19 protein-coding genes and 2 pseudogenes are annotated in these 25,704 nt (G+C 73.1%); 2 read left to right on the top strand and 19 right to left on the bottom strand.

Going from position 1 to position 25,704, the window contains the following annotated elements; genetic code table 11:
* Positions 1-1,116 precede the first annotated feature (1,116 nt).
* The 12 genes and pseudogenes from QEZ54_RS30250 to QEZ54_RS30195 all read right to left on the bottom strand — a co-directional run bounded on the left by QEZ54_RS30250 (position 1,117) and on the right by QEZ54_RS30195 (position 16,751).
* Positions 1,117-2,058: a segregation/condensation protein A gene (locus QEZ54_RS30250; RefSeq protein WP_281308219.1), complete on the bottom strand. Its 942-nt coding sequence runs from the start codon at positions 2,056-2,058 to the stop codon at positions 1,117-1,119.
* Positions 2,059-2,136: 78 nt separating this feature from the next.
* A complete protein-coding gene (locus QEZ54_RS30245) occupies positions 2,137-3,066 on the bottom strand; it encodes an AAA family ATPase (protein WP_212831028.1) in 930 nt (309 codons plus the stop codon).
* Between the two features lie 219 nt (positions 3,067-3,285).
* Positions 3,286-4,398 carry an alanine dehydrogenase gene (ald, locus tag QEZ54_RS30240; RefSeq protein WP_281308147.1) on the bottom strand — a complete coding sequence of 371 codons (1,113 nt, stop codon included), beginning with the start codon at positions 4,396-4,398 and terminating at the stop codon, positions 3,286-3,288.
* Between the two features lie 237 nt (positions 4,399-4,635).
* Positions 4,636-5,223: an NUDIX hydrolase gene (locus QEZ54_RS30235; RefSeq protein WP_281308146.1), complete on the bottom strand. Its 588-nt coding sequence runs from the start codon at positions 5,221-5,223 to the stop codon at positions 4,636-4,638.
* 84 nt (positions 5,224-5,307) lie between these two features.
* Positions 5,308-7,011, bottom strand: coding sequence for a CTP synthase (locus tag QEZ54_RS30230; RefSeq protein WP_281308145.1), 1,704 nt, complete (start codon positions 7,009-7,011; stop codon positions 5,308-5,310).
* A gap of 40 nt (positions 7,012-7,051) precedes the next feature.
* Positions 7,052-9,220 carry a hypothetical protein gene (locus QEZ54_RS30225; RefSeq protein ID WP_281308144.1) on the bottom strand — a complete coding sequence of 723 codons (2,169 nt, stop codon included), beginning with the start codon at positions 9,218-9,220 and terminating at the stop codon, positions 7,052-7,054.
* Entirely contained in the window at positions 9,220-10,305 is a 1,086-nt protein-coding gene (locus QEZ54_RS30220) for a glycosyltransferase family 4 protein (protein ID WP_281308218.1), read from the bottom strand. The genes QEZ54_RS30225 and QEZ54_RS30220 overlap by 1 nt, the downstream gene beginning before the upstream one ends.
* A gap of 157 nt (positions 10,306-10,462) precedes the next feature.
* Positions 10,463-12,091: a lipid II flippase MurJ gene (locus tag QEZ54_RS30215; RefSeq protein WP_281308143.1), complete on the bottom strand. Its 1,629-nt coding sequence runs from the start codon at positions 12,089-12,091 to the stop codon at positions 10,463-10,465.
* Between the two features lie 215 nt (positions 12,092-12,306).
* A pseudogene (locus QEZ54_RS30210) lies at positions 12,307-13,140 on the bottom strand (hypothetical protein); the annotation flags it as partial.
* A gap of 8 nt (positions 13,141-13,148) precedes the next feature.
* A complete protein-coding gene (locus tag QEZ54_RS30205) occupies positions 13,149-14,078 on the bottom strand; it encodes a copper transporter (RefSeq protein WP_281308142.1) in 930 nt (309 codons plus the stop codon).
* Between the two features lie 25 nt (positions 14,079-14,103).
* A complete protein-coding gene (gene steA, locus QEZ54_RS30200) occupies positions 14,104-15,282 on the bottom strand; it encodes a putative cytokinetic ring protein SteA (protein ID WP_281308141.1) in 1,179 nt (392 codons plus the stop codon).
* Positions 15,283-15,404: 122 nt separating this feature from the next.
* Positions 15,405-16,751, bottom strand: a complete 1,347-nt coding sequence (locus tag QEZ54_RS30195; RefSeq protein ID WP_281308140.1) for a hypothetical protein — start codon at positions 16,749-16,751, stop codon at positions 15,405-15,407.
* Between the two features lie 307 nt (positions 16,752-17,058).
* Here QEZ54_RS30195 and QEZ54_RS30190 point away from each other — a divergent pair, with 307 nt between their 5' ends.
* Positions 17,059-17,382, top strand: coding sequence for a multidrug efflux SMR transporter (locus QEZ54_RS30190; protein WP_281308139.1), 324 nt, complete (start codon positions 17,059-17,061; stop codon positions 17,380-17,382).
* Between the two features lie 271 nt (positions 17,383-17,653).
* Here QEZ54_RS30190 and recN read toward each other — a convergent pair whose 3' ends face one another.
* The 7 genes and pseudogenes from recN to QEZ54_RS30155 form a co-directional block, all read right to left on the bottom strand.
* Complete coding sequence (gene recN, locus QEZ54_RS30185) at positions 17,654-19,402, bottom strand: DNA repair protein RecN (RefSeq protein ID WP_281308138.1); 1,749 nt, start codon at positions 19,400-19,402, stop codon at positions 17,654-17,656.
* A gap of 60 nt (positions 19,403-19,462) precedes the next feature.
* Positions 19,463-20,365 carry an NAD kinase gene (locus QEZ54_RS30180; RefSeq protein ID WP_281308137.1) on the bottom strand — a complete coding sequence of 301 codons (903 nt, stop codon included), beginning with the start codon at positions 20,363-20,365 and terminating at the stop codon, positions 19,463-19,465.
* Between the two features lie 17 nt (positions 20,366-20,382).
* A complete protein-coding gene (locus QEZ54_RS30175) occupies positions 20,383-21,201 on the bottom strand; it encodes a TlyA family RNA methyltransferase (protein ID WP_281308136.1) in 819 nt (272 codons plus the stop codon).
* A gap of 7 nt (positions 21,202-21,208) precedes the next feature.
* Entirely contained in the window at positions 21,209-21,436 is a 228-nt protein-coding gene (locus tag QEZ54_RS30170) for a hypothetical protein (RefSeq protein ID WP_281308135.1), read from the bottom strand.
* Positions 21,433-22,176, bottom strand: coding sequence for a hypothetical protein (locus QEZ54_RS30165; protein WP_281308134.1), 744 nt, complete (start codon positions 22,174-22,176; stop codon positions 21,433-21,435). Before QEZ54_RS30165 ends, QEZ54_RS30170 begins: the two co-directional genes overlap by 4 nt.
* A gap of 124 nt (positions 22,177-22,300) precedes the next feature.
* A pseudogene (locus tag QEZ54_RS30160) lies at positions 22,301-23,086 on the bottom strand (HAD-IIA family hydrolase); the annotation flags it as partial.
* Positions 23,083-23,991, bottom strand: coding sequence for a tetratricopeptide repeat protein (locus QEZ54_RS30155; protein WP_281308217.1), 909 nt, complete (start codon positions 23,989-23,991; stop codon positions 23,083-23,085). The pseudogene QEZ54_RS30160 and the gene QEZ54_RS30155, both read right to left, overlap by 4 nt.
* On the opposite strand from QEZ54_RS30155, the gene QEZ54_RS30150 reads away from it, so the two are divergent.
* Entirely contained in the window at positions 23,893-25,614 is a 1,722-nt protein-coding gene (locus QEZ54_RS30150) for a hypothetical protein (protein WP_281308226.1), read from the top strand. The two genes, QEZ54_RS30155 and QEZ54_RS30150, sit on opposite strands and share 99 nt — an antisense overlap.
* Positions 25,615-25,704: the final 90 nt, after the last annotated feature.

The raw sequence follows: 25,704 nt of genomic DNA, 5'->3' as shown, positions 1-25,704 counted from the left end.
AGGTCAGCGCTGCTCGATCCCCCGACCGCAGCCTCGGCAGCAGGCGACCGGCCGTCGGAGGCGTCGCCGCCCACCGTGGCGGCATCCGCACCGCCGCCGAGCGCAGGGTCGCCATTGCCGAGCGCCGCCCCCACCGGCTGCCCCGCGTCCACCACCAGCTCAAGTTCATGCTCGAGCGACGGCGCTTCGCCCTCATCTCCGCGCTGCCGAGGAACGAAGGCATCCGCACCGCCGACACCCTGCTCGACCAGATCGTCGTCTCCGGTCACAACCTCGCATCCGGCCTCGGCTTCCGACACGAACTCGTGATCATCGTCGGCAACCGCAACCGCGTCGTCCCCCGACCGACCCGCCCAGCCCGTCACCGCACTGCGAAGATCACCGCCTGCGGCCACACCACCAGCGCCCACGCCGGTTTCCGACCGCAGATCCAGATCATCACCAGCCGGGTCCACTGCGCCGCCCGACGTGTCTTCGGGACCGCCAGCCGCGTCCAGACCACCAGCCACGTCCAGACCACCAGCCGCGTCCAGACCACCAGCCGCGTCCAGACCACCGGGCACGTCCAGACCACCGGGCACGTCCAGACCACCGGGCACGTCCACCCGGCCGTCACGAACGCCCGCCGATCCGCCCGGCACCTCGACCGGGCCACCCGGCTGTTCCGCCTGCGCCGAGCCAGCATGATCACCGTCTACGGTCGAAACCTCGACCACGGTTGCAGCTTCCGACACGAAACGGCGATCATCGTCCGCCCCCAGCGCCGACTCCCGCCCGGCTCCAACCGGAAGATCGACCTCTGTGGTCGCTCCGTCGACCTGGAGCCCACCTTCTGACCGCAAACCGTGATCATGGCCCGCCGCCAGCAGTTCCCCACCCCTCGCCACGGTCGAAACGCCGTCGCCGCCCGACGTGGCCGACACGGCCGACGTGGCCGACGTGGCCGACGCCCCGTCGCCGCCCGACGTAGCCGACACGCCCGACGCCCCATCGCCGTCCGACACGCCCGACTCGCTGTCGCCGTCCGATGCGGCCGCTGGTCCGTCGGTGTTCTCCGGGGCGGGGCGGGCCCATGGGGGTACCCACGCCGCGGCCTGCTGCTGCAGCGATTCCTGGTCACTCATCGTCGTCTCCCCCACCCTCGCCGGGCTCTTCCTCCGGCTCGGTCTCCTGCGCCACGGCCGCCGAGGCGGCCTCCGCGTCGGCGGCGGCCATGGCCTGGCGCGCGTCGCCGTCGCCGTCGTACTCCTCGACCGCCAGTTCCACGTCCGCGGCCGCGCCGCCGATCCAGCTGACGGTCAGCTCTCCGAGCGCCATCTCCTGGTCGAAGGAGACCAGCCCTTCCCGGTACAGCTCCAGCAGCGCCAGGAACCGGGCCACGATCTCCAGCGTGTTCTCGCACTCGGCGGTGAGTTCACGGAAGGTGACCTTGCCGAGCTCGAAGACGAGGTTGCGGATGATCTCGGCGTGTTCGCGGACGCTGACGCGGATCTGGTGGATGTGCGCGACCGACACGGTCGGCGCGACCCTCGGGGTGAAGACTTTGAGCGCGAGTTTGGCCAGCCGGTCGGGGCCGATGCCGAGCACCAGGTCGGGCAGGGCCTCGGCGTACTGCGCTTCGAGGGACACGGCGCGTGGCCAGCGGCGTGCGCCGTTGACTTCGAGGTCGGCGATGAACGCGGCGGCCTGCTTGAACGCCCGGTACTGCAGTAGCCGGGCGAACAGCAGGTCGCGGGCTTCGAGCAGGGCGAGGTCCTCCTCGTTCTCGACCTGGGCGGTGGGCAGCAGCCGGGCGGCCTTCAGGTCGAGCAGGGTGGCGGCGATGACCAGGAACTCGCTGGCCTCGTCGAGGTCCCATTCCTTGCCCATGGCGCGGATGTGGGCGATGAAGTCGTCGGTGACCCGGTGCAGCGCGACCTCGGTGACATCGAGCTTGTGCTTGCCGATGAGCTGCAGCAGCAGGTCGAACGGGCCTTCGAAGTTGGTGAGCCGTACGGTGAAGCGCCCGGAACCGGACGGTTCGGCGGACTGCTCGGCCGCCGGGGCGGCCGTCACCAGAGGATCACTCACGTCGGACAGTATCCCAGCAGCTCAATCAGACCGCGCAGGCCGGTCGGCCCGTTTTGGCGGGGCCGTTCAGCGCCGGGCCGCCTCGGCCGCGATGACCTCGCGGGCGAGCTGGCGGTAGTTGCGGGCGCCGGAGGAGGCCGGGTCCAGCGAGGTGATGGGCGCACCGGCGACGGTCGACTCGGGGAACTTGACCGTCTTGGTGATCACGGTCTGGTACACCTTGTCGCCGAACGCCTCGACGACCCGCTGCAGCACCTGGCGGCAGTGGGTGGTGCGGCTGTCGTACATGGTGGCGAGGATGCCTTCGAGTTCGAGGTCGAAGTTGAGCCGCTCGCGCACCTTGTCGATGGTATCCAGCAGCAGGGCCACGCCGCGCAGGCTGAAGAACTCGCACTCCAGCGGGATGAGCACGCCGTGGGCGACGGTGAGTGCGTTGATGGCGAGCAGGCCGAGCGAGGGCTGGCAGTCGATCAGGATGTAGTCGTACTCCTTGCGGACCGACTTGAGCACCCGGGCCAGGGCCATCTCGCGGGCGACCTCGTTGACCAGCTGGATCTCGGCCGCGGACAGGTCGATGTTGGCGGGCAGCAGGTGCAGCCCGGCGACGTCGGTCTTGATGATGACGTCCTCGGCGGTGACGTCGTCCTGCATGAGCAGGTTGTAGACCGACAGGTCGAGGTTGTGCGGGTTGACGCCGAGGCCGACCGACAGCGCGCCCTGCGGGTCGAAGTCGACCAGCAGCACCTTGCGGCCGTACTCGGCCAGGGCGGCGCCCAGGTTGATGGTGGTCGTGGTCTTGCCGACGCCACCCTTCTGGTTGGCCATCGCGATGATGCGGGACGGGCCGTGGCGGTCCGTCGGCATCGGTTCGGGGATCTCCTTGCGCGCGGTGTAGGCAGACGGATCCGCTGGACCCAGGTCAGCACCGAGGTCCAGAGCGGACTGTTCCGCTCGCAGCGTCGAGGTCCATGCCTCCGCGCGCCCGTTGCCTGCCATCTCCGTTACGCCCTTCCCGACGACTTCCGACCGTCCGGTTCAGGCGCCGTCGTGAGTCGGGCCATCAGCTTCCCAACCGGCCGTTTGTTGTCGTCGTCGTCCGACTGTACGTCACCGGAGAGCTTCGGCGTACCGCACGGCTCGGCGTGTCGGCCATACAGGATCTCGACATGGTGACGGCGGTGGCGCAGGTCGCCACCGCCGTCGTAGAAGTGCAGGTCAGAGCAGGTCGTCGAGGCTGACCGGGGTGAGGCCGTGCGCCTCGGCCACCGGGCCGTAGACGATCTCGCCCGCGTGCGTGTTCAGGCCGAGCGCCAGGGCCGGGTCGCGCCGCAGCGCCTCGCGCCAGCCGTGGTTGGCCAGCTCCACCGCGTACGGCAGGGTGACGTTGGTGAGGGCGTAGGTGCTGGTGTGGGGCACCGCGCCGGGCATGTTCGCCACGCAGTAGAAGATCGACTCGTGCACCTTGTACACCGGGTTGGCGTGCGTGGTGGCGTGCGAGTCCTCGAAGCAGCCTCCCTGGTCGATCGAGATGTCGACGAGCACGCTGCCGGGCTTCATCCGGGACACCAGGTTGTTGCTGACCAGGGTCGGGGCCTTGGCACCCGGGACCAGCACGGCGCCGATGACCAGGTCGGCCTCCAGCACCGCGTTCTCCAGCTCGAACGCGTTCGACATCACGGTGCGGACCTGGCCGGCGAACTGCTGGTCGACCTCGCGCAGCTTCTTGATGTTCTTGTCGAGGACGGTGACCTCGAAGCCCAGGCCGTGGGCGATGGTGGCGGCGTTGAGGCCGGACACGCCGGCGCCGATGACGACCGCCTTGGCGGGGCGCACGCCGGGCACGCCGCCGGGCAGCACGCCGCGGCCGCCCGCGAACTTCATCAGGTGGTACGCGCCGACCTGCGGGGCGAGCCGGCCGGCGACCTCGCTCATCGGGGCCAGCAGCGGCAGCGCGCGGTCGGCGGTCTCGACGGTCTCGTACGCGATGCCGGTGACCTTCTGCGTGATCAGCGCGTCGGTGCACTCCTTGGACGCGGCCAGGTGCAGGTAGGTGAAGAGCACCTGCCCCTCGCGCATGCGGTGGTACTCCTCGGCGATGGGCTCCTTGACCTTGAGCACCAGCTCGGCCTGCTCCCAGACCTCGTCGGCGGTGTCGAGGATGCGGGCGCCCGCCGCGGTGTACTCAGCGTCAGTGATCGACGAGCCCAGCCCGGCACCCGTCTCGATGACGACGTCGTGCCCGTTGCGGACGAACTCGTGGACGCCCGCCGGGGTGATCGCCACCCGGTACTCGTGGTTCTTGACCTCGCGGGGGATACCGACCTTCACGATGCACCTTCCTCGAAACCTGCTGCCGGAGTGCCGTCGGCGCCGTTGCCGGCGGTCCACCCCTGCGGCGGCAGTCTAGGCTCGGCGCGAGCGCCGGGAGCCCTGACAGAGTGCAAGGCGATCAACCATCGGCCTGACACTGTGTTGCGCATCCCTGGTGGGATCGCCGCCCGCAGCTGTCCTCAAGGATAGTGCCCAAAAGGAAAAATGCCTTTTACCGGGTATGACGGAAGTCACTCACCTCGGCAGCGGCGCGTCGGCGGGCCGCAGCCCGGTGAAGCCGGTGTCGCGGGCACGGGCGGCGGCCAGCAGCCCCGCCACGGCCGCCGCGTTGGTGATCCGGCCGTCGGCGACCATGGCCAGCGCCTCGTCCAGCGGCACCCGATCGGTCTGCATGTCGGCCTCCTCGTCGCCGCGCACGTGCCGGTCGGCCGCCGGGATCTCGGCCAGCTCCCGGGCCAGGAACACGCGCACCAGCTCGTTCGAGAAGCCGGGTGAGGTGTGCAGGTCGAGCAGCAGGTCCACCTTGCCGGCGGTCAGGTCGGCCTCCTCGGCCAGCTCGCGCAGCGCGGCGGTGGCCAGGTCCTCGCCGGAGACGTCCATCAGCCCGGCCGGCAGCTCCCACAGGTAGCGGCCGACCGGGTGCCGGTACTGGCGGACCAGCACCACCCGGTCCTGGTCGTCCAGGGCGGCCACCACGACCGCGCCGACGTGGCTGACCACGTCGCGCGGGGCCACCGAGCCGTCCGGCATGGTCACGCTGTCGGTACGCACCCGGAAGACGCGTCCGGTGAACCGGTCGGTGCTGTCGACGACGTCGTACACCCGTACCCCCTCGAAAGACGAGGCGGCCGCGACCGGGCCGGAAAGCCCTGGTCGCGACCGCCGCGTGGTGTGTGGTTGCGGTGCTTAGCGCTGTGCCGCCACCGGTTCGGCCGCCTCGGCGACGCCCGGCAGCTGGTCGGCCTGAGCATAGGTGATGGCCGCACCCACGAGTCCACTGAAGAGCGGGTGCGGGCGCGTCGGCCGGCTCTTGAGCTCCGGATGCGCCTGCGTGGCCACGAAGTACGGGTGCAGCTCCCGGGCCAGCTCCACGAACTCGACCAGGCGCCCGTCGGGCGAGGTGCCGGAGATCTGCAGGCCCGCCTTGGCCAGCGCCGGACGGTAGGCGTTGTTGACCTCGTACCGGTGCCGGTGCCGCTCGCTGACCTCGGTGCCGCCGTAGACCTCGGCCACGATCGAACCCGGCGTCAGCTTCGCCGGGTACGCCCCCAGCCGCATGGTGCCGCCGAGGTCGCCCTTGCCGGCGACGATGTCCTGCTGGTCGGCCATGGTGGAGATCAGCGGGTCCGGGGTGCGCTCGTCGAACTCCAGCGAGCTGGCCTTGGCGATGCCCCCGACGTGCCGGGCCACCTCGATGGCCATGCACTGCAGGCCCAGGCACAGGCCCAGGGTCGGGATCCGGTTCTCGCGGGCGTACCGGACGGCGCCGATCTTGCCCTCGATGCCGCGCACGCCGAAGCCGCCCGGGATGACCACGCCGTCGACGTGCGCCAGCGCCTTGGCCGCGCCCTCGGGCGTCTGGCAGTCGTCGCTGGGCACCCACTGCAGCTTCACCTTGGCGCGGTGGCCGAACCCGGCCGCCCGGATCGCCTCCGACACCGACAGGTACGCGTCCGGCAGGTCGATGTACTTGCCGACCAGCGCGATGGTGACCTCGTGCACCGGGTGGTGCACCCGCTCCAGCAGGTCGTCCCACGAGGTCCAGTCGACGTCGCGGAACGACAGGCCCAGCCGGCGCACCACGTACGCGTCCAGGCCCTCGCGGTGCAGCACCTTCGGGATGTCGTAGATGCTCGGCGCGTCCGGGGCGGCCACCACGGCCTCGACGTCGACGTCGCAGTACAGCGCCAGCTTGCTCTTGACGCTGGCCGGGATGTCCCGGTCGCTGCGGCAGACCAGCGCGTCGGGCTGGATGCCGATGTTGCGCAGCGCCGCCACCGAGTGCTGGGTCGGCTTGGTCTTCAGCTCACCCGACGGCGCCAGGTACGGCACCAACGAGACGTGCAGGTAGAAGATGTTGTCCCGGCCGATGTCGTGCCGGATCTGCCGGATCGCCTCCAGGAACGGCAGCGACTCGATGTCGCCGACCGTGCCGCCCACCTCGGTGATCACCACGTCAGGGGTGCGGCCATGGCCGTCAGGCTCGGCCATGGCCCGGATCCGGGACTTGATCTCGTTGGTGATGTGCGGGATGACCTGCACCGTGTCGCCGAGGTACTCGCCGCGCCGCTCCTTGGCGATCACCGCCGAGTAGATCTGGCCGGTGGTGACGTTGGCCTTGGCCGACAGGTCCCGGTCCAGGAAGCGCTCGTAGTGTCCGACGTCGAGGTCGGTCTCGGCCCCGTCCTCGGTGACGAAGACCTCACCGTGCTGGAACGGGTTCATCGTCCCCGGGTCCACGTTCAGGTACGGGTCGAGCTTCTGCATGACCACGCGCAACCCGCGAGCCGTGAGGAGATTGCCGAGGCTGGAGGCCGTCAGGCCCTTGCCCAGCGAGGAGGCGACGCCTCCAGTGACGAAGATGTGTTTGGTCGTCCGCGCTGCTACCACGGGGTTTCACCCTAACACGGCCCCCCGGTTCATCCGGCGGCTACATCCCGGAAACCCCCACCGGAGTGTCGGCGCTCACCGACTCCTCCACGATCCGGGTGCGGTCGGCCGCGTGGCCGAGCACCCGCATCGCCCCGAGCGTCAGCAGCGGCAGCGCGGTGGCCGCGGCGGTGCCCGCCACGTTCAGCGCCGCGCCGCCCAGCAGGCCCGCCAGCACCGACGACACGGCGATGCCGAACACGGCCGCCTTGATCGGCGGGTAGATGCCGTACAGCCGCTTCAGCCCGCCCCACGGGCGCATCAGCACCGCCCACATGAACACCGCGGCCACCAGCGCCAGCACCGTCAGCGGGCTGGTCACCAGCGCGATGCGGTTGGCGCTGCCGAGCCGGTTGAGGGTCAGCCCGGACGTGCCGTCGGCCCACTGGGCCAGAAACCGGCCGAGGCTGCCCTGCTGCTCCACCGGGCGGTGCAGGTCGACGTAGGCGAAGCCCACGGCCACCACCAGGCCGATGCCGAGCGCGACGGCCAACCGGCGGAAGCTCAGCCAGCCGCCGGGGCAGAACGCGGCGGTGAGGCACACCCCTGCGGTGAGGGCGATCGCGCCGCCCGCGTCGGCGCCCCACGCGGGCGTGCCGACCAGCAGGACCGGCACCACGCCGACCACGCCGACCAGCAGCGGGCGGCGCCGCTGCGGCACCAGCTGGGCCAGGCAGGCGGCGGTGAGCAGGACGGCGGCGAAGAACACGCCCATGCCGACCATGCCGATGCCGGAGTAGCGGCCGCCCTCCAGCGCCGAGTAGCCCGCGACGCCGTTGAGCTGCAGCCGGGCCCCGGTGATCAGGTCCAGTCCGACGACGGCGGCGGCGATGGCCGCGACCGCCCCGACCGGGCCCAGGGTGCGCGTACGCGACACCGGCAGCCGTACCGTGACCAGCGTCAGCACGGCGAGCACGGCGCCGGTGACCGCGAAGAAGATCAGCCCGCGCTGCCCGAAGCGCCACCACGGCACGATGCCGGTGATCAGCGCGGCGGGCACGGCCAGGGCCGCCCCGACCAGCAGCAGCTCCAGCAGCCGCACCAGGCGCTCGGGCGGCGGGGTGGGGCCCGTCGGCCCGGCATGGCGGTAACTGCGCCGCAGCAGCGGCACCACGGCCGCGAAGAGCAGGATCTGCGCCGCGGCCAGCAGCAGGAAGAACCAGGCCGACACGTTGCGGGCGGCGGCCGCCTGCCGGTCTGCGTCGGTGCCCGCCGCGGTGGCCTCGCCCAGGTCGTCCGGGCGTCCCAGCGCGTGCGCGGCCGGGTGCCCGGCCATGACCTTCTTCGGCACCTCCTTGCCCAGCAGGCTCAGCGCCGTCGGGGCGAGGTCGACCAGCTCCAGGTAGCCGGGCCGGTTGGTGCTGGCCGAGGTCAGCCAGCCGCCGCGCCAGCCCTGCCCGTCGGCGATGACCACGTGCAGCCGGGAGGTGCGGTCGGTGTCGGAGACCCCGGCGACCAGCAGCGTCGACCGCTCCGGCCGGGCCTTGAGGATCCGGGCCAGCAGTGCGTCGGCCGCGGCGACCTGCTTCGCCCGCCGCTGCGGGGTCAGCCCGTCCACCGCGCCCAGGTCGACGATGCTGAGCAGGCACTTCGACAGGGTCGAGGTCGGGTCGGCGGGCAGCTCGGGGGCGTACCGGTCGACCCGGCCGAACGAGTGCGCCGCCGCCACCGCCGCGCCGGGCCCGACCGCCGTGGTGCAGCGCACCGACTCGGCCAGCGCACCGGGCACGGTGCCGAACGACAGCTCCCGCTGCCGCTCCACCACCGCGTGCTGGTCGGGCAGGGACGCCCCGATCGCGTCGGGCAGCTCGATCGCCACGTCCAGACGCGGGCACACCTGCGCGACCTCACTGCGGGTGCGCTCGGCGTAGTTGCCCGCGCCGAGGGTGAGCCAGCCGTCGCCGGGGCAGGTCGGCACGTGCGCCGAGCGGGTCGACAGCGACCCGATCGCGCCCCGCTCGGCCAGCGCCCACAGCGTCGGGGTGCGCTCGACGTCGATGTCGTCCCAGCGCAGCCCGGCCGCGCCCGCGATGATCACGTAGTCGGACTCGTCGTCGGAGAGCGGGACCGTCCTGGGTCCGGCCGTGGCCGGGAGCGCGGACGCGCCGAGGCCGAGCAGTGCCAGAAGCGAGACGACGGCGGCCAGGAGGAGAGGTGGCGGCCTGCGCATCAGTCCTGTCCCGCCCGGTCGGTCAGCTCGGCGTAGACCGCGCGCAGCTCGGACATGGTGGCCGTCTCGTCGGGCCAGGTGGCGGCCTGCGCCCGGCCCCGTTCGGCCAGGCCCGCGCGGGCGCCGGGGTCGGCCAGCAGCTTACGTACGGCCGTGTCCAGCGCGTCCGGGTCGTTCGGCGCGATCAGCACCGCGCCGTCGCCGACCAGCTCCGGAATGCCGCCGACGGCGGTGGCGACCAGCGGCAGCCCGCCCGACAGGGCCTCCTGGGCGAACAGCTGGCGGGCCTCCCACACGCTGGTGACCACGGCCAGGTCGGCGGCGGCGATCAGGTCGCCGACGTCGTTGCGGTGCCCGAGCAGGGTCACCGGGGCGCGCAGCTGCGAGATCTGCGCGGCGAGATCGAGGTAGGTCGGGCCCTCCCCCGCGATGAGCACCCGGGGGGTCGGGGTGAGGTCGCGCCAGCGCGCGGCGACGGAGACGAGCACGTCGTACGCCTTCTGCTCGTGCAGGCGCCCCACGGACAGGATCAGCGGCGCGCCCTCAGGCACGCCGAGGCTGCTACGCACCGAGGCGGCGCTGCGGCGGGTGCGGCGCAGCGCGGGCGCGGCCACCGGCGCCAGGCGCGCGTCGGCGGCACCGACCGCCTTGGCGCGCGCGACCAGGTCGGCCGAGGCGCCGAGGGTGACCGTGCTGGCGCGGGCGACCAGGCGCTCGACCAGGGTGTGCACCCGGCCCTTCAGCCCGGCCCGCAGCGGGGCGTTGTGCCAGGTGACGATCAGCGGGCAGGCGGGGCGGGCCAGGGCGGCGGCCATCCCGGCGCGCAGCCCGTGCGCGTGTACGACGTCCGGCCGCACCGCGGCCAGCTGGGCGCGCACCTGGCGCACCGCGCGCGCGTCGCCGGGGTGCAGGTTCGCCGGGATCTCCACCGGGTGGAACCGCGCCCCCCGGTCGGTGAACCGGAAGTGCTCCTCGGTCGCGGCGGGGCCGCACACGGTGACGGCGCACCCGGCCCGCGACAACCCCTCGGCCAGGCTCGCCACATGCTGGCCGATGCCTCCGATGCTGGAGGCGAGCACGAGCATGACGCTGCCGGTCCAGTCCTGCCCCGCGGTCACGACAACACCCCGATCTTGGGCCTGCCCTCGTTCAGCCCGCTCCACCTGCTCGCGCACGTCCTGCCCGTCCCTCCGCCGCCGACCCGCCCCAGGCGGTCCGGCGGCTCCCCCGTTACCGGTCGCGTCACCGCCGCCCGCGCCTGGCCACCCGCTCGATCAGGGGCCGCAGGTCCGGCCGGTCGAGCAGGGCGCACACGCACAGGTACACGGCGAGTGACACGCCACCGGACAGCATGCCCTGTCCGACCAGAGCAATGATGCCTGGGGTCGGCCCGATCACCAGGCGCCCCGCCTCCCAGCCGAGCACCGCACCGGCCAGCGCCGCCACACCGGCGGCCAGACCGGCCCGGACCAGGCCGGACAGGGCGGGACCGCCCACCCGGGCGCGGACCGCCCACGCCAGCGCGAGGCCCATCACGAGCATGCCGAGCGAGTTGGCGGCGCCCAGCGCCACCGCCCGCTCCGCCGGGGGCAGCACCGCCGACAGCACCAGCGCGGCCACGACGGTGACCGTCCAGCCGGCGCCCACGCCGAGCGCGGCCAGCCGGTTGGCGCCGACCGCGTACAGGGTGCGCTGGTGCAGCGCGGCCAGGCCGTAGCCGAGCAGGCCGGGCGCGAACGCGACCACGGCGCGGGCCAGCGCGGGCGCCGACGTGCCGGGCAGCATCAGCGCGGCGGCCGGGTCGGACACCGCGATCAGACCGGCCGTGCCGACTCCGCTGAGCAGCAGCACCGCCCGTCCGGTGCGCGCGGTGGTGACCCGGAGCCCGGCCGTGTCGGCGGTGGCGTGCGCGGTCGCGATCGCCGGGTACGCCGCCGTCGCCGCGGGCACCGCCAGCACCGCCCAGGGCAGCAGGAACAGCGTCTGGGCGAAGTTGTAGACCGTGTTGGTGCCGTCGGGGCCGCCGAAGGCGAGATGGATCACGACCAGCAGCGCGAGCTGCTGCGCGGCGACCGTGGCCAGGCCCGCCGCGGCCAGGCCGCCGATGCGGTACCGGACGTCGGGCTCGATCCGGTACGTCGGCCGCAGCCCGAGCCGCAGCCGCCCCACCGGGATCACCAGACACAGTGACAGCACCACCACGCCCAGCGTGGTGCCCCCGGCCAGGATCGCCAGTTCGCGCCCGCCGAGGCTGCCCAGCGGGGCGTCCGCCCCGGCGACGGCCGCGAAGGTGAGGTACGTCGCGATGACGGTGAGGCTGGACAGCAGCGGGGCCAGCACCGGCCAGGCGAAGCGCCGGTGGGCGTGCAGCACGCCGGTGAGCACGATGCCGATCCCGTACAGCGGCACCTGCGGGGCGAAGACGCGCAGCATGTCGGCGCCCGCCGCGACCTGCGCCGGGGTCGCCTGCCCGGCCAGCAGGCCGATGACCAGGTCCGCGCCGAGCCACAGCAAAAACGCGACCGGGATCAGCGCGGTCAGGGTCCAGGTGAGCAGCACCGAGACGGTACGGCGCACGGCGGCCCGGTCACCGGCGGCCAGCGGCCCGGCCAGCAGCGGCACCACCATGCCCGCCAGCGCGCCGCCGGCCACGATCTCGAAGATGATGTTGGGGATGGTGTTGGCGGCCAGGTAGATGTCGCTGAGCTGCTTGTCGGTGACGGTGTGGCCGAACACGTACGTGCGGGCGAAGCCCGCGATCCGGCTCGCGACCGTCAGCAGCGCGATCAGCGTCGCGGCACCGGCGATGCGAGCCGTCGCCGGGCCGCCGGAGGCCGCGGCGCCGACGGGGGTGTCGGCGGCCACGGTCATTTCGCGGTGTTGCGAGCAGCGCGCGCCCGGGTCGGCTTCGGCTTGGCGGCCGGTGCGGCGGCCTGCTCGGTCGCGCCGTCCTTCGCGGCGGCGACGGCGATCCCGGTCGCGTCGTCGAGCTCCGGCGGCTCGGCCGGGACCTGCTGCTCGACCACGGCGGCGACGATGGCGGCCGGCCCGGTCGGCTGCGCCGCCACGACGGGCTTGCGGTCGGCGGGCAGGCGGCCGAAGGCGTCGATGTCGCGCAGCACCGGCGTACGCTCGATGACCTTGGTGAAGCTGACCTTCTCGCTGGCCAGCGTCAGCGCGCCGATGCCGGTGAGCAGCACCGCGCGGCCGAACAGCCCGGTGCGGGCGGTGGCCGCCACGCCCAGCAGCGCGCCGAGGGAGTTGGCGCCGGAGTCGCCCAGCATGATGTTCTCGCCGAGGTCGTCGGGGAGCAGGCTGACGCTCGCGCCGACCGGTCCGGCCACCAGCCCGCCCGAGCGGGTGGCGGTCAGCGGCACGCCGAGCAGGATGCCGGCCTTCAGCGCCCGGCCGGGGCGCAGGTCGAGCAGGTTCATCAGGTTGGCGCTGCCCGCGATCACACCCGCGCCCAGCGCCACCTCGGCCAGCCGCCCGACCCTGCCTCGGCCGCGCCGGTTCGGCAGCAGCGCGGCGGCGACCAGCGCGCCGGCGCCGACTCCGGCGATCTTGACCAGGCCGCTGGTGACCCGCCCCTCGCGCAGCGCGCGCAGGTGGCCGCGGAAGCCCTTGTCGCCCTTCTGGTCGGGCCGGGCGCCCACGATGTCGTCGTAGAGGCCGACCGCGCCCGCCGACAGGCCCGCCGTCGCGGCGGCGGCGCCGGTGCGCGCGTCCCCCGCGCCCAGGGCGCTGGTCAGGCTGGCCGAGATCGCCAGGGCGGGGCCGCCGGCCAGGGTCACCGTGCGGCCCCGGAAGTTGGTGCGCTCGAGCTGCCCGGCCTGCGGCCGGGTGTTCACCGTACGCAGCGCGGCCCGGGCGCCGTAAGCGCCCAGGCCGATCAACGCTGCCCTAGCCAGCAGGCCCAATGTTCAGCTCACTTCGCCTCTTGGGGCAGCAGGGCCGTCGCGTTGGTGCCGACGCCGTAGTGCCCGGCCTTGTTGTCGGAGATCTGCTCGGAGACGGACAGCGCCGTGGCGACCTGGCCCTGCGCCGTGTCGGCGTTGTCGACCGTGGAGATGGTCTTGGCCAGTGTGGCGTCGTCGCGCACCTCGAGCATGAGGTTGCCCTCGCCGCCCAGCACGCCCGCGACGACCGCGATCCCGGCGTGGTCGAACTGCACGGCGGTGGTGACCACCGACGCGTTCTCGCCCGACGCCTGGCTGTCGGTGTACGGCGACCCGGACACGAGCACGACCGCCTCGGCGGGGCCGGAGATCGTGTTGTCGAAGTTCAGGTAGCCGAGCTTGTTGAACGCGCTGAGCACGGCCTGCCGGTCCGGGTTCGGCACGGTCGGCGAGCGGTCCAGTAGCACCGCCGCGAGCAGGGCGCTGGCCGTCTCGACGCCGTCGCTGTTGGTGGGGATGGCCGAGGTCGGCACCGTGGCGGGCTCGGCCTTGCTGGCCAGGTCCAGCAGCTCGGCGCTGTTGTCCGGGTTGAAGAACTTGTCCTGCAGCTCGACCGTGCCGACGATCTTGGAGTCGGCGGTCTTGAGCATCGCGGCGACGCCCGGCACGTGGTCGCGGCCCGAGGGCAGCGACACCAGCACCACCCGGCGGCCGGTCAGCTTGCCCTTGAGCATGATCGGCGCGGCCTCGGTGACGAACTGCTCCTCGCGGTTGGCCTGGTCGCGCAGGCCGGTGACCTGGTCGCGCAGCTGCGAGTTGGTCTTGCGCAGCGCGTTGACGTTGTCCTCCAGCGCGTCGGCGGCGGGGCCGTTCAACGCCGCCGTACCGACCACCAGGCCGATCGCCAGGGCCAGGAAGACCGCGGTCATCGACACCACGTGGTATCGGAAATTGATCACGTCGAAGCCTATCGTCCCGGGATGCCTAGAAGAATTTCTGGAGCTTGAACATCAGCGCGTCCCACTGCTCCGCAGCCAGGGACAGGTACGCCTTGCCCACCGTCGACACCGCCACCGCGGCGGCCATGGCCGCGATCGCGGACAGTACCAGCAGCAGCAGCGAGGATCCTGAGATGCTCTGGCGGTACAGCCGGCTCACGCCCTTGGCGTCGACCAGTTTGCCACCCACCCGCAGCCGGGTGAGGAACGTCGATGCCATGCCGCCGCGGCCCTTGTCCAGGAACTCCACCAGCGTGGCGTGCGTGCCGACCGCGACGATCAGGGTCGCCCCCTTCTCGTCGGCCAGCAGCATCGCGATGTCCTCGCTGGTCGCCGCGGCCGGGAAGGTGATCCCGGACACGCCCAGCGAGTGCACCCGGTCCAGGCCCGGCGCCCGCCCGTCCGGGTACGCGTGCACGACCACCTCGGCGCCGCAGCGCAGCACGTCGTCGGTGACCGAGTCCATGTCGCCGATGATCATGTCGGGCGTGTAGCCCGCCTCGACCAGCGCGTCGGCCCCGCCGTCCACACCGATCAGCACCGGCTTGAACTCGCGGATGTAGGGCCGCAGCACGTCCAGGTCGGCCTTGTAGTCGTAGCCGCGCACCACGATCAGGCAGTGCCGCCCCGAGATCTGCGTCTTGACGTCCGGCACGCCGACACCGTCGAGCAGCAGCTCGCGCTCCTGCTTCAGGTACTCCATGGTGTTGGCGGCGAACGCCTCCAGCTGCACCGACAGCCCTTCACGGGCGTCGAGCATGGCCTTGCTCACCGTGTCGGCGTCCTGGCGCGTCCCGTGCGCCACCGGCTCGCCCTTGACGTAGACGGTGTTGCCCTCGATCCGGACCGAGTCGCCCTCGCGGATCTGCTGGAACACCCCCTCGCCGAGGTCGTCGATCAGGGTGATGCCCGCCTCCACCAGCACCTGCGGACCCAGGTTCGGGTACCGGCCGGAGATGGACGGCTTGGCGTTGAGGACCGCGGCGACTCCGACGGCAACCAGGGAGTCAGCCGCGACCCGGTCCAGATCGACGTGATCGATCACGGCGATCTCACCGGGGCGCAGACGACCGACCAGACGCTTGGTCCGGCGATCGAGCCGTGCGGTGCCGGTCAGGTTTCCCGGTTCGGCAGTCCGGGTCCGGCGCAAGGTGGGAAGACGCATCGCTGCCATCCTGGCATGTCAGTTCGGGGTTGGCGTGTACGACACCCCTTGATCGGCCGATACCGACCGAATTGTGATGTGGGAAATGTGCTGGACACCGCATCGACACCGGCGCGCCGCGGCTACCAGCGCCAACCCGCCGCCAGCCGCCGCAGCCGGGGTGCGGCCGCCGCCGCGGCCCGCAGCAGCGCGGGCAGCAGCGGCCATGCCAACCGGACGAAGACCACCACGAAGAACACCAGCTCCGCCCAGCGGAACCAGGGCAGCGCGGGCCAGTGCCACAGCGGATACCACAGGTCGCTCTCCACCACGCCGAACCGGCAGTAGTCCTCCTGCGGATCGATCGGGTCGTAGCAGCGCGGCGGCGCTGTGGTCTCGAACACACTGCTGGCGGCCGCCACCCACACCGACAACGCCAGCACCGCCAGCAGCCCCAGCCGCACCAGCGGGCGCGGATCGGGCCGGTGCAGCCACACCGCCAGGCCCAGCGCGGCCGGGAACACCGCCACCAGGAAGAAGCGCGGGCCCCAGTAGAGGTCCCCGCTCCAGGCCCACCAGTTCGCGTACACCAGCGCCAGGCCCAGCACGAACAGGCGCCAGCCGCGCAGCACCGCGGGCAGGTCGAGCCGGTCGGCGTCGTACAGCCCGGACAAACGGTCACGTACCGGCAGGAACAGGGCCGGCACGAAGAAGACCAGCCCCTTGCCGAACGACAGCACGATCGCCAGCAGCCCCAGCGCCATCGGGAAGTCGAAGTGCTCGCCCGTGTACCCCTGATCCAGCGGATCGCCCCGGCGCAGCCACGCCTCGGCCAGCACCACGACCAGCGCCGCGAGCACCGCCAGGCCGTAGCGCAGCCGGCGTACCCGCACCGCGTGGTCGCCCAGCACCAGGCCCAGCCCCGGCAGCGCGGCCGGGGTGTTCGCGGCGCCCAGCACCAGCCCCGCCCAGCCCAGCGCCCGCAGCACCGGCCCGCTGCCCACCCGGTGCAGCACCACCAGGCCCAGCATCACCGCCACCGCGGTGAACATCTCGCCGTAGAAGTTCGCGATGTGCGCGGGCACCATCCCCGCCACCACGAGCAGCAGCAGGAACCGCCGCAGCAGCACGCGGTCCACCCGGTCGCGCAGCAGCAGGTGCAGCGCCAGCAGGCCCAGCCCAAACAAGATCAGATTGTGGTATCGCAGCAGCGGCTCCGCACCCACCGTCACCCGGCCCAGCCACCACAGCGGCGCCGCGAACAGCGGCCCGATCAGCGGGTACCGGTCCGGGGAGAGGCCGTCGCCGGACAGCAGGCCCGACAGGGCGTCGAACCGGAACCGGCCGTCACCGGTGATCCGGTGCCGCGCCAGCACCATCGTCAGCAGACCCAGCGCGAGCAGCGAATAGTCCAGCCACGCGGCGGACCGGTCGGCTCGCCGAGCCGGACCGGCCACGACGGCGCCCTTCACCTCGACGACCCCCAGCACCCGCGCACGCTAACAGAATCCCCACCCCCACACGTCCCTCGCCGCCCCCACACCACGCCAGGCCACCGGTCGGCGCCGGGCCACTGGGCCACGCTGGGCAGCGCTGGGCAGCGCTGGGCAGCGCTGGGCAGCGCCTGGCCACCGGGCGCCAGGCCACCGGGCCGCGCCAGGCCACCGGGCCGCGCCCAAGATCCGTGCAGTTTCGGGGAAAGTGCGCGAATAGAGGCCGAGATTCGTGCAGTTTCCCCGAAACTGCAGCGGCCTGGGGACCGGCCGCGGCGCCCGACGCGCTGTTTACAGTGATCGGATGGCGTATCTCATGCTGGCGGGCGCGATCCTGGCGGAGGTCGCCGCGACCGTGTGCCTGCGCGCTTCGGCGGGTTTCACCAGGCTGGTCCCGTCGATCGTGGTCGTGGTCGGCTACTTGACGGCATTCGCCCTGCCGAGCCAGGTACTCAAACGCGGCATGGCCCTCGGCCTCGCCTACGGCGTCTGGGCCGGGATCGGCGTCGCCCTCGTCGCTATCGCCGGAGTCGTCTTCTTCCACGACAAATTCACCTGGATCCAGATCGCCGGCCTGATCCTGGTAGCCGCAGGCGTAGCCGCCCTCGAACTCGGCCAATCCCACTGAAACACCGCCACGCCACGCCACGCCACGCCACGCCACGCCACGCCACGCCACGCCACGCCACGCCACGCCACGCCACGCCACGCCACGCCACGAATAGACATTGGCCTATTACGAGGACTCTCGCAAGATCAAAGTCGACGTGATAGGCCAACGTCTATAACAAGCCGGGCGGGGCGGGCGGGACCCCGTTGCGGATTTCGTTGCGGGTCTGGATACGCGTCAGCCCCGGCCGCCGCCGGGGCGGGGGTCGGGGCTGACGGGTGGGGACGGGTCAGTCGGCGGTACGGTCGCGGGCGGCGACCGCCAGCAACTCCTCCGCGTGCGCGATACCCAGGTCGGAGTCGGGCAGGCCGGCCAGCATGCGGGCCAGCTCGCGGGCCCGCTCGGTCTCCTCGACCACGCGGACGCCACTGGTCGTGATCGCGCCGCCGGTGTCCTTGGCCACCACCAGGTGCCGGTCGGCGAACGCGGCCACCTGCGGCAGGTGGGTCACCACCAGCACCTGGTGGTTACGGGCCAGCCGGGCCAGCCGCCGTCCGATCTCGACCGCGGCGCGGCCGCCGACCCCGGAGTCGACCTCGTCGAAGACCAGCGTGGGCGGGCCGCCGACCCCGGCGAACACCACCTCGATGGCCAGCATGACGCGCGACAGCTCACCGCCGGAGGCGCCCTTCTGCAGCGGCAGCGCGGGCGCGCCGGGGTGGGCCAGCAGGCGCAGCTCGATGTCGTCGGCGCCGTCGGGGCTCACGCCCGACTCGACCCCGCCGACCACCAGCGTGATGTCACCGGCCGCTCGTGGCACGACCAGCACCTGGATCCGCGCGTGCGGCATGGCCAGACCCGCGAGTTCGACGGTGACCTTGTCGGCGAAGCGCCCGGCGGCCTCCAGCCGCGCCGCGCGCAGCTTCTCGGCGACCACCGCGACCTCGCCGGCGAGCCGGTTCATCTCACGCTCGAGCTCCTCCAGCAGCTCGTCGGAGGTGTCCAGCGCGGCCAGCCGGGCCTTGGCGTTCTCGGCCCAGACGATGACGCCCTCGACGTCGTCGGCGTACTTGCGGGTGAGGGAGCGCAGGGCGGCGCGCCGCTCGTAGATGAACTGCAGGCGGGCCGGGTCGGCGTCGAGGCTGGCCAGGTACGTCGACAGCTCCACGGACACGTCGCCGAGCAGCGTGGCCGCCTCCTCGAGCCGGGCCGCGAACTCGCCGAGCTTCGTGTCGACGGTCGACTGGGACTCCAGCGTGCGGCGGGCGGTGCCGACGAGGCTGGTCGCGTCCTCGCTGTCGGTCTCGCCGCCACCGGCGATCGCCTGGTGCGCGATGTGCGCGGCCGTACGCAGACCCTCGGCGTGCTCGAGGCGCTGGGCCTCGTTGCGCAGCTCCTCGTCCTCGCCGGGCTGCGGGTCGACCCGGGTGATCTCGTCGAGGCCCAGCCGCAGCAGGTCCGCCTCCTGCGCCCGGGTGCGCGCGTTGGCGCGCCGGTCGGCCAGGTCGTCGGCGACACCGCGCCAGCGGCTGAACAGCTCCTTGAACTCGACGAGCAGCTTCTCGTGCTCCGGCCCGGCGAAGCGGTCCAGCGCGCCGCGCTGCTCGGACGGGCGCAGCAGCCGCAGCTGGTCGGACTGGCCGTGCACGGCGACGACCAGCTCGCCGACCTCGCCCAGCAGCGCCACCGGCACGGTGCGGCCGCCCACGAACGCCTTGGACCGGCCCTCGATGGTGACGGTGCGGCTCATGAGCAGGCTGCCGTCCACGTCGGCCTCGGCTCCGGCGTCGGCGACACGCGCCGACACCGCGGAGGCGGCGTGCCCGTCCAGCCGCAGCCGACCCTCGACCGACGCCCGGCCCGGATCCTGCCGGACCCGGCCCGCGTCGGCCCGGCCGCCGAAGAGCAGCCCCAGACCGGTGACGACCATGGTCTTGCCGGCGCCGGTCTCACCTGTGATGACGTTCATGCCACGGGTCAGCGGGAGCGTGGTGTCCTCGATGACGCCGAGACCGGTGATGCGCAACTCTTCCAGCACAGCAGATGACAGTAGTCCGCCCCTGTGACACTGTCACGCTGGGAGGGGCCCGTCACCTGCTCAGTGGGTCGCGTGTCGGTCGCCGTGACCGCGCCAGCCCTCCACCGGGAGGCCGAACTTGGCCACCAGCCGGTCGGTGAACGGCTGCGTACGCAGGCGCGCCACGCGCACCGGCAGCGCCCCGCGACGCACCGTGACCTGCGCGCCCGGCGGCAGGTGGAACACCCGGCGGCCGTCGGCGCACATCACCGCCTGCTCGGTGTACGGGTCGATGGTGATCTGGATCAGCGAGCTGGGTGCCGTCACCAGCGGGCGGCTGAACAGCGCGTGCGCACTGATCGGCACCAGCAGCAGCGCCTCGACCTGCGGCCACACCACCGGCCCGCCCGCCGAGAACGCGTACGCCGTCGAGCCCGTCGGAGTGGCGCACACCACGCCGTCGCAGCCGTAGCGCGACAGCGGCCGACCGTCCACATCGACCAGCAGCTCCAGCATCCGCTCCCGGCTGGCCTTCTCCACGCTGACCTCGTTGAGCGCCCAGGACTCGGCGATGGTCTCGCCGGCCAGTTCGGCGGTGACGTCGATGGTCAGCCGCTCCTCGACGCTGTAGGCGCGCGCCACCACGTCGCGTACCGCCAGATCCAGGTCGGCGATCTCGGCCTCGGCCAGGAAGCCGACCCGGCCCAGGTTGATGCCCAGCAGCGGGGCGCCCTCCGGGCGGGCCAGCTCGGCCGCGCGCAGCAGGGTGCCGTCGCCGCCGATGGCGAACACGATCTCGGCGTCCCGTGCCGCGCACGCCCCGGAGACGGGCGCCACGCCGGACAGGTCCAGCTCCCCGAACTCCTCGGCGACGACCCGTACCGTGAAACCAGCCGCGATCAGGTCGCGCGCCACCGTCCGGGCGTGGTCGGTCGAATCCTTGCGCCCGGTATGGGTGACCAGCAGCGCCACGCGCTCCGTCACCGTGCCTCCCCCAGTCGTCACTGCCCGCTCTCAGTCTGCTCGGGCACCCCCGCCTCGACCACCTCGCGGATGCGCTCAGGGTCGGGCGCGGGCGCGTCCCGGCGGAACCACACGAAGAACTCGACGTTGCCCGACGGCCCCGGCAGCGGGCTCGCGGTGACACCCGCCACGCCCAGGCCCAGCTCCGTCGCGGCGGCGGCCACATCCAGCACCGCGTCGGCGCGCAGAGCCGGGTCGCGGACGACCCCGCCCGGGCCGACCCGCTCCTTGCCCACCTCGAACTGCGGCTTGACCATCAGCACCAGGTCGCCGTCGGTGCAGGCGGCCAGCGCGGGCAGCACCAGCCGCAGCGAGATGAACGACAGGTCCGCCACGGTGAGCCCGACCACGCCGCCGATCAGCTCGGGCGTCAGCGTGCGCACGTTGGTGCGCTCGTGCACCTTCACCCGCTCATCGGTACGCAGCGGCCACGCCAGCTGTCCGTAGCCCACGTCCACGGCGACCACCTCGGCCACCCCCGCGCGCAGCAGCACGTCGGTGAAGCCACCGGTGGACGCCCCGGCGTCCAGGCAGCGGCGCCCGGCGACGACCAGCCCCAGCGGGACGAACGCCGCCAGCGCACCGGCCAGCTTGTGCCCGCCCCGCGAGACGTACTCGTCCCCCGGGGCGTCGACGACCCGTACCGCGTCGGCGGGGTCGACCATGGCCGCCGCCTTGTGCGCCGCCGTGCCGCGTACCTCGACCCGGCCCGCGGCGATCAGCTCGCCGGCCTGCTCGCGGGAGCGGGCCAGGCCGCGCCGGACCAGCTCCGCATCCAGGCGGGTGCGCTTGGCCACGGCGGCCTCAGGCCGCGTCGATAGCGGTCAGCACCTCGCGCAGCGTGCGGTGTGCCGCCTCATACGCCTCCAGCTGCTCCGCCAGGGGCAGCTCGGCGGTGTTGGCCACCGCGCGCACGGCCGCGTCGACCGCGTGGTGCCCGGTCGGACCGGGCATCAGCGTGGCCGGGCTCGGCGCTGGGCGCGGTGCGGGCGCACCCGTCGAGAACGACAGCGGCAGCTGCGGCGAACTCATGACCCGGCCCTGCCGGCGGCCGTCTTCTTGGCCGGCGTCTTCTTAGCCACGGCCTTGGCCGGTGCCGCCTTGGTCGCCGCGGCCTTGGCGGGCTCGGTCTTCGCGGGCACGGCCTTGGCGGCGCCCTTCTTGGCCGGGGCCTTCTTCGCCGCGACCGGGACGTCGTCGGCCGCCTTCGGCGCGGCGACAGGCTCCTCGGCCACCGGCGCGGCGGGCTCGGCCGCGGTGGGCGACCCCACCGGTCCGAGCGAAGTGGCCTTGGCCACAGCCTTCTTGGCGACGGTCTTCTTCGCCACCGCCTTGGCGGCGGGCTTCGGCTCAGCGGCCTTGGGCTCGGCAGCGGCCGTCGCGCCGGCCGGGGCGGACACCGCGGCGGCGGGGGCGGCGGCCGCGGCGTGCGCCTCGTGCAGCTCGCGCTCCAGGTCCTCGATCCGGGCGGTCAGCGTGGCGACCTCCTCGGCGGTGGCCAGGCCCACCCGGCCCAGCGCCCGATCGAGCTCCAGCCGCACGATCCGGGTGACCGCCTCGCGGTTGGCCAGCCCGGTGGTGACCAGGTCCTCGGCCATCGCCTGCAGCTGCGTCGCGGTGGCGCCGCTCTTGCCCAGCAGTTCCTTGGCCGCCTTGCGGACGGTCTTCTCGGCCTTCTTCTTCGACGCCTCAGTTAGCCCGAACGCCAGCTCAAGGTATGCCTTGACCACGTCCTGGACCGGTTCACCCGACTTGTTCGCCACTGCTGTCACCATCCATCCCTGCCGACTGACGCACCCGGAAAGGGCCCGCCCACGACCGCGCCGAACAGCGGTGGTCGGGGCAGGCTCCGGCCTACGCGGGTCAAAACTACCGTGCCGGCACCGCGGGCGCGGTGAAGAGGCCCCCGAGATCAGCCGCCACATAGGTGGGCCGCTGCTGCCCGTCGGCCTTGGCCGCCTCGACCGCGGTCGAGACCCCGGTCAGCACCAGCAGGCTGTCCATGCCCGCGCGGTGCGCCCCGGCGATGTCGGTGTCGAGCCGGTCACCGACGACCAGCGCCCGGTGCGCGCCCGCCTGGCCGGCGGCGGTGGCGAACAGGCCCGGCTCGGGCTTGCCGACCACCACGTCCGGCTGCCGCTCCAGCGCCGAGACCAGCACCGCGACCAGGGAACCGTTGCCGGGCAACGGTCCGCGCAGCGTCGGCAGCGTACGGTCGGTGTTCGTGGCGACCCACCACGCGCCCGCCCGGATCGCCACACTGGCCTCGGCCAGTTGCGCCCAGCCCACCTCGGGACCGAACCCCTGCACCACGGCGCGCGGATTGTCCTCGGCGCTGTCGACCGGGCGCAGGCCCGCGTCGACGACCTCGGCCCGCAGCGCGGCCGCGCCGACCACCAGCACCGGCGTGCCCGGCTCCAGCCGCTGCGCCAGCAACGCCGCCGCCGCGCCCGCCGAGGTCAGCACCTCGTCGGTCTGGGCGTCGATGCCCATGCCGCGCAGCAGCGCGGCCACCTCACCGGCGCGCCGCGACGCGTTGTTGGTCGCGAACCGGACCGGCATGCCCTGCGCCCGCAGCTTCGCGAGCGCATCGACCGCCCCGGCAATGGGGCGGTCGATGAGGTAGAGCACACCGTCGAGGTCGAAGATGACCAGGTCATAAGCCTCGACAAGCGCGGTCACTTGGCAGGATCCGCCTTCGGCTCGGTCTTGTCGGCCGAGGCCGCGGGCGACTTCGAGTCCTTCTCGTCGAGGCCGTCTTCGTCCTCGTCTTCGTCGTCCTCGTCGTCCTCGTCGTCGCGGTCGTCGTCTTCGTCGTCGAGGTCGTCCTCATCCTCGTCGTCGTAGTCGTCGTCCTCGTCGTCGTCGTAGTCATCATCGTCGTCTTCGTCGTCCTCGTCCTCCTCATCGGAGTCGAGGTCGTCGGCAGAGTCCTTGGCGCGAGCGGCGGGACGGTCGTCGTCCTCATCGGACTCGTCCTCGAGCTCCACACCGTCGAGCTCCAGCAGGCGCTCAGCCGCGTCCGTCACCGCGTCGGTGTCGGCGGCGGCGGCCTTGGTGAACCACTCCCGCGCCTCGTCGCTACGGCCCGACGCCAGCAGCGCATCGGCGTACGCGTACCGCAGCCGCGGCGCCCAGTCCTCGGTGGACTCGACCGTCAGCTCGCGCACCTGCAGCATCGCGGCCGCGGCGTCGTGCTGACCCATGTCACTGCGGGCACCGGCGGCGACGATGAGCAGCTCCAGGGCCTCGCCCTGGCTCATCTTGTCGCGCTCGGCGGCACGGAACAGGTCGATCGCCTTCTCCGGCCGGCCCAGCGCGCGCTCGCAGTCGGCCAGCACGGCCAGGTGCGTCTGCCGCCCGGTCATCCGGTGGTACGTGCGCAGCTCCGCGATGGCGCTGGCCCAGTCACCGGCCTGGTACGCCGCCAGCCCGACCGCCTCGCGGACGACCGCGATGCGCGAGGCCAGCCGACGTGCGGCCAGTGCGTGCTGCAGTGCCTGCTCCGGGTCGTCGTCGAGCAGCTGACCCGTGGCGACCAGGTGCTTGGCCACAGTGTCGGCGACCGGCTTGGCCAGCGACAGCAGCTCGGCACGGACGTCGGCGTCCAGGTCGGACGCGGAGATGTCGGCGGGCAGCTGCGGACCCGGACGGCCCGCGCTCTCCTCGTGCTCGTCGCGCGGCGCGTCGGCACCCTTGAACCCGGCCCGGTCGTCCGAGCGGGCGAACTCGCGCCGCTCGGTGCCGCGCTCGCGGTCGCCGCCACGGAAACCAGCGCGGTCGCCGCCCTCGCGACGGTCACCGCCGGGACGGTCGCCGCCACTGCGGAACCCGCCCTCACGCCGCTCGCCGTACGCCGGCCGGTCACCGCCGGAGCGGAAACCACCCTCACGGCGGTCACCACCGGGACGGTCACCACCGCGGAAGCCGCCCTCACGGCGGTCACCGCCGCCGAAACGCTCGCGGTCGCCACCCGGGCGGTAGCCGCCCTCACGGCGGTCGCCGCCCTCGCGACGGTCGCCGTAGGAAGGCCGATCGCCACTGGGGCGGTAGCCGCCCTCACGACGGTCACCGCTGGGACGGTCGCCGCCGCTGCGGAACCCGCCCTCACGACGCTCGCCGTACGCGGGCCGGTCACCGCCGGAGCGGAAGCCACCCTCACGACGGTCACCACCGGACGAAGGACGGTCGCCGCCACGGAAACCGCCCTCACGACGGTCACCGTACGAAGGACGGTCGCCGCCGGGGCGGTAGCCACCCTCACGACGGTCACCGCTGGGACGGTCCCCGCCACTGCGGAACCCGCCCTCACGCCGCTCGCCGTAGGCCGGCCGGTCACCGCCGGAGCGGAAACCACCCTCACGACGGTCACCACCCGGACGGTCGCCGCCACGGAAACCACCGCGGTCGCCGCTGGGGCGGTCGCCGCCGCCGAAGCGCTCGCGGTCGCCGCCGCTGCGGAACCCGCCCTCACGACGCTCGCCGTAAGCCGGCCGGTCGCCACCGGAGCGGAAACCACCTTCACGACGGTCACCACCGTAAGAAGGACGGTCGCCGCCGGGGCGGTAGCCGCCCTCACGACGGTCACCGCCGCTGCGGAAGCCGCCCTCACGACGCTCGCCGTAGGCCGGCCGGTCACCGCCGGAGCGGAAACCACCCTCACGACGGTCACCACCCGGACGGTCGCCGCCACGGAAACCACCGCGGTCGCCGCCCTCACGACGGTCACCGTACGAAGGCCGGTCGCCACCCGAGCGGAAGCCACCCTCACGACGGTCACCGCCGGAGCGGAAACCACCCTCGCGGCGGTCGCCGCCGGGACGGTCACCGCTGCTGCGGAAGCCGCCTTCGCGGCGCTCGCCGTAAGCCGGGCGGTCGCCACCCGAGCGGAAACCACCCTGGCGGTCGCCGCTGGGACGGTCGCCGCCACTGCGGAAGCCGCCTTCGCGGCGCTCACCCGATGCCGGGCGGTCGCCGCCGGAGCGGAAGCCGCCCTCACGGCGGTCGCCGCCGAAGTTGCCGCGCGATCCGCTGCGGTCGCCGGTGTTGCGGGGGCGGTCGTAGCCGCCGTCGAAACCGCGCGCGCGGTCGCCGTCGCGGCGGAAGCCTTCACGCTTGCCGTGGGAACGGTCGTACCCGCCCCGGTCGCCACGCTGTCCGCCAGCGTCGCCGCCGGAATGCCCTCGCTCGCCGCGGGGCTTGTCGTCTGAACTCACGGGTACATCCTTCCTGATGCGGCCAAAAAACGGCGGCACAACGCACAGAGGGCCTACCCCTTGCGGGGAGGCCCTCTGTGGAAC

Origin of the sequence: Catellatospora sp. KI3 (genome assembly GCF_029948125.1) — a bacterium.
In the GTDB taxonomy this organism is placed as follows: Bacteria; Actinomycetota; Actinomycetes; order Mycobacteriales; family Micromonosporaceae; genus Catellatospora.
Note: the sequence above shows the minus strand (reverse complement) of the source record. Positions and strands in the feature narration are given on the sequence as shown.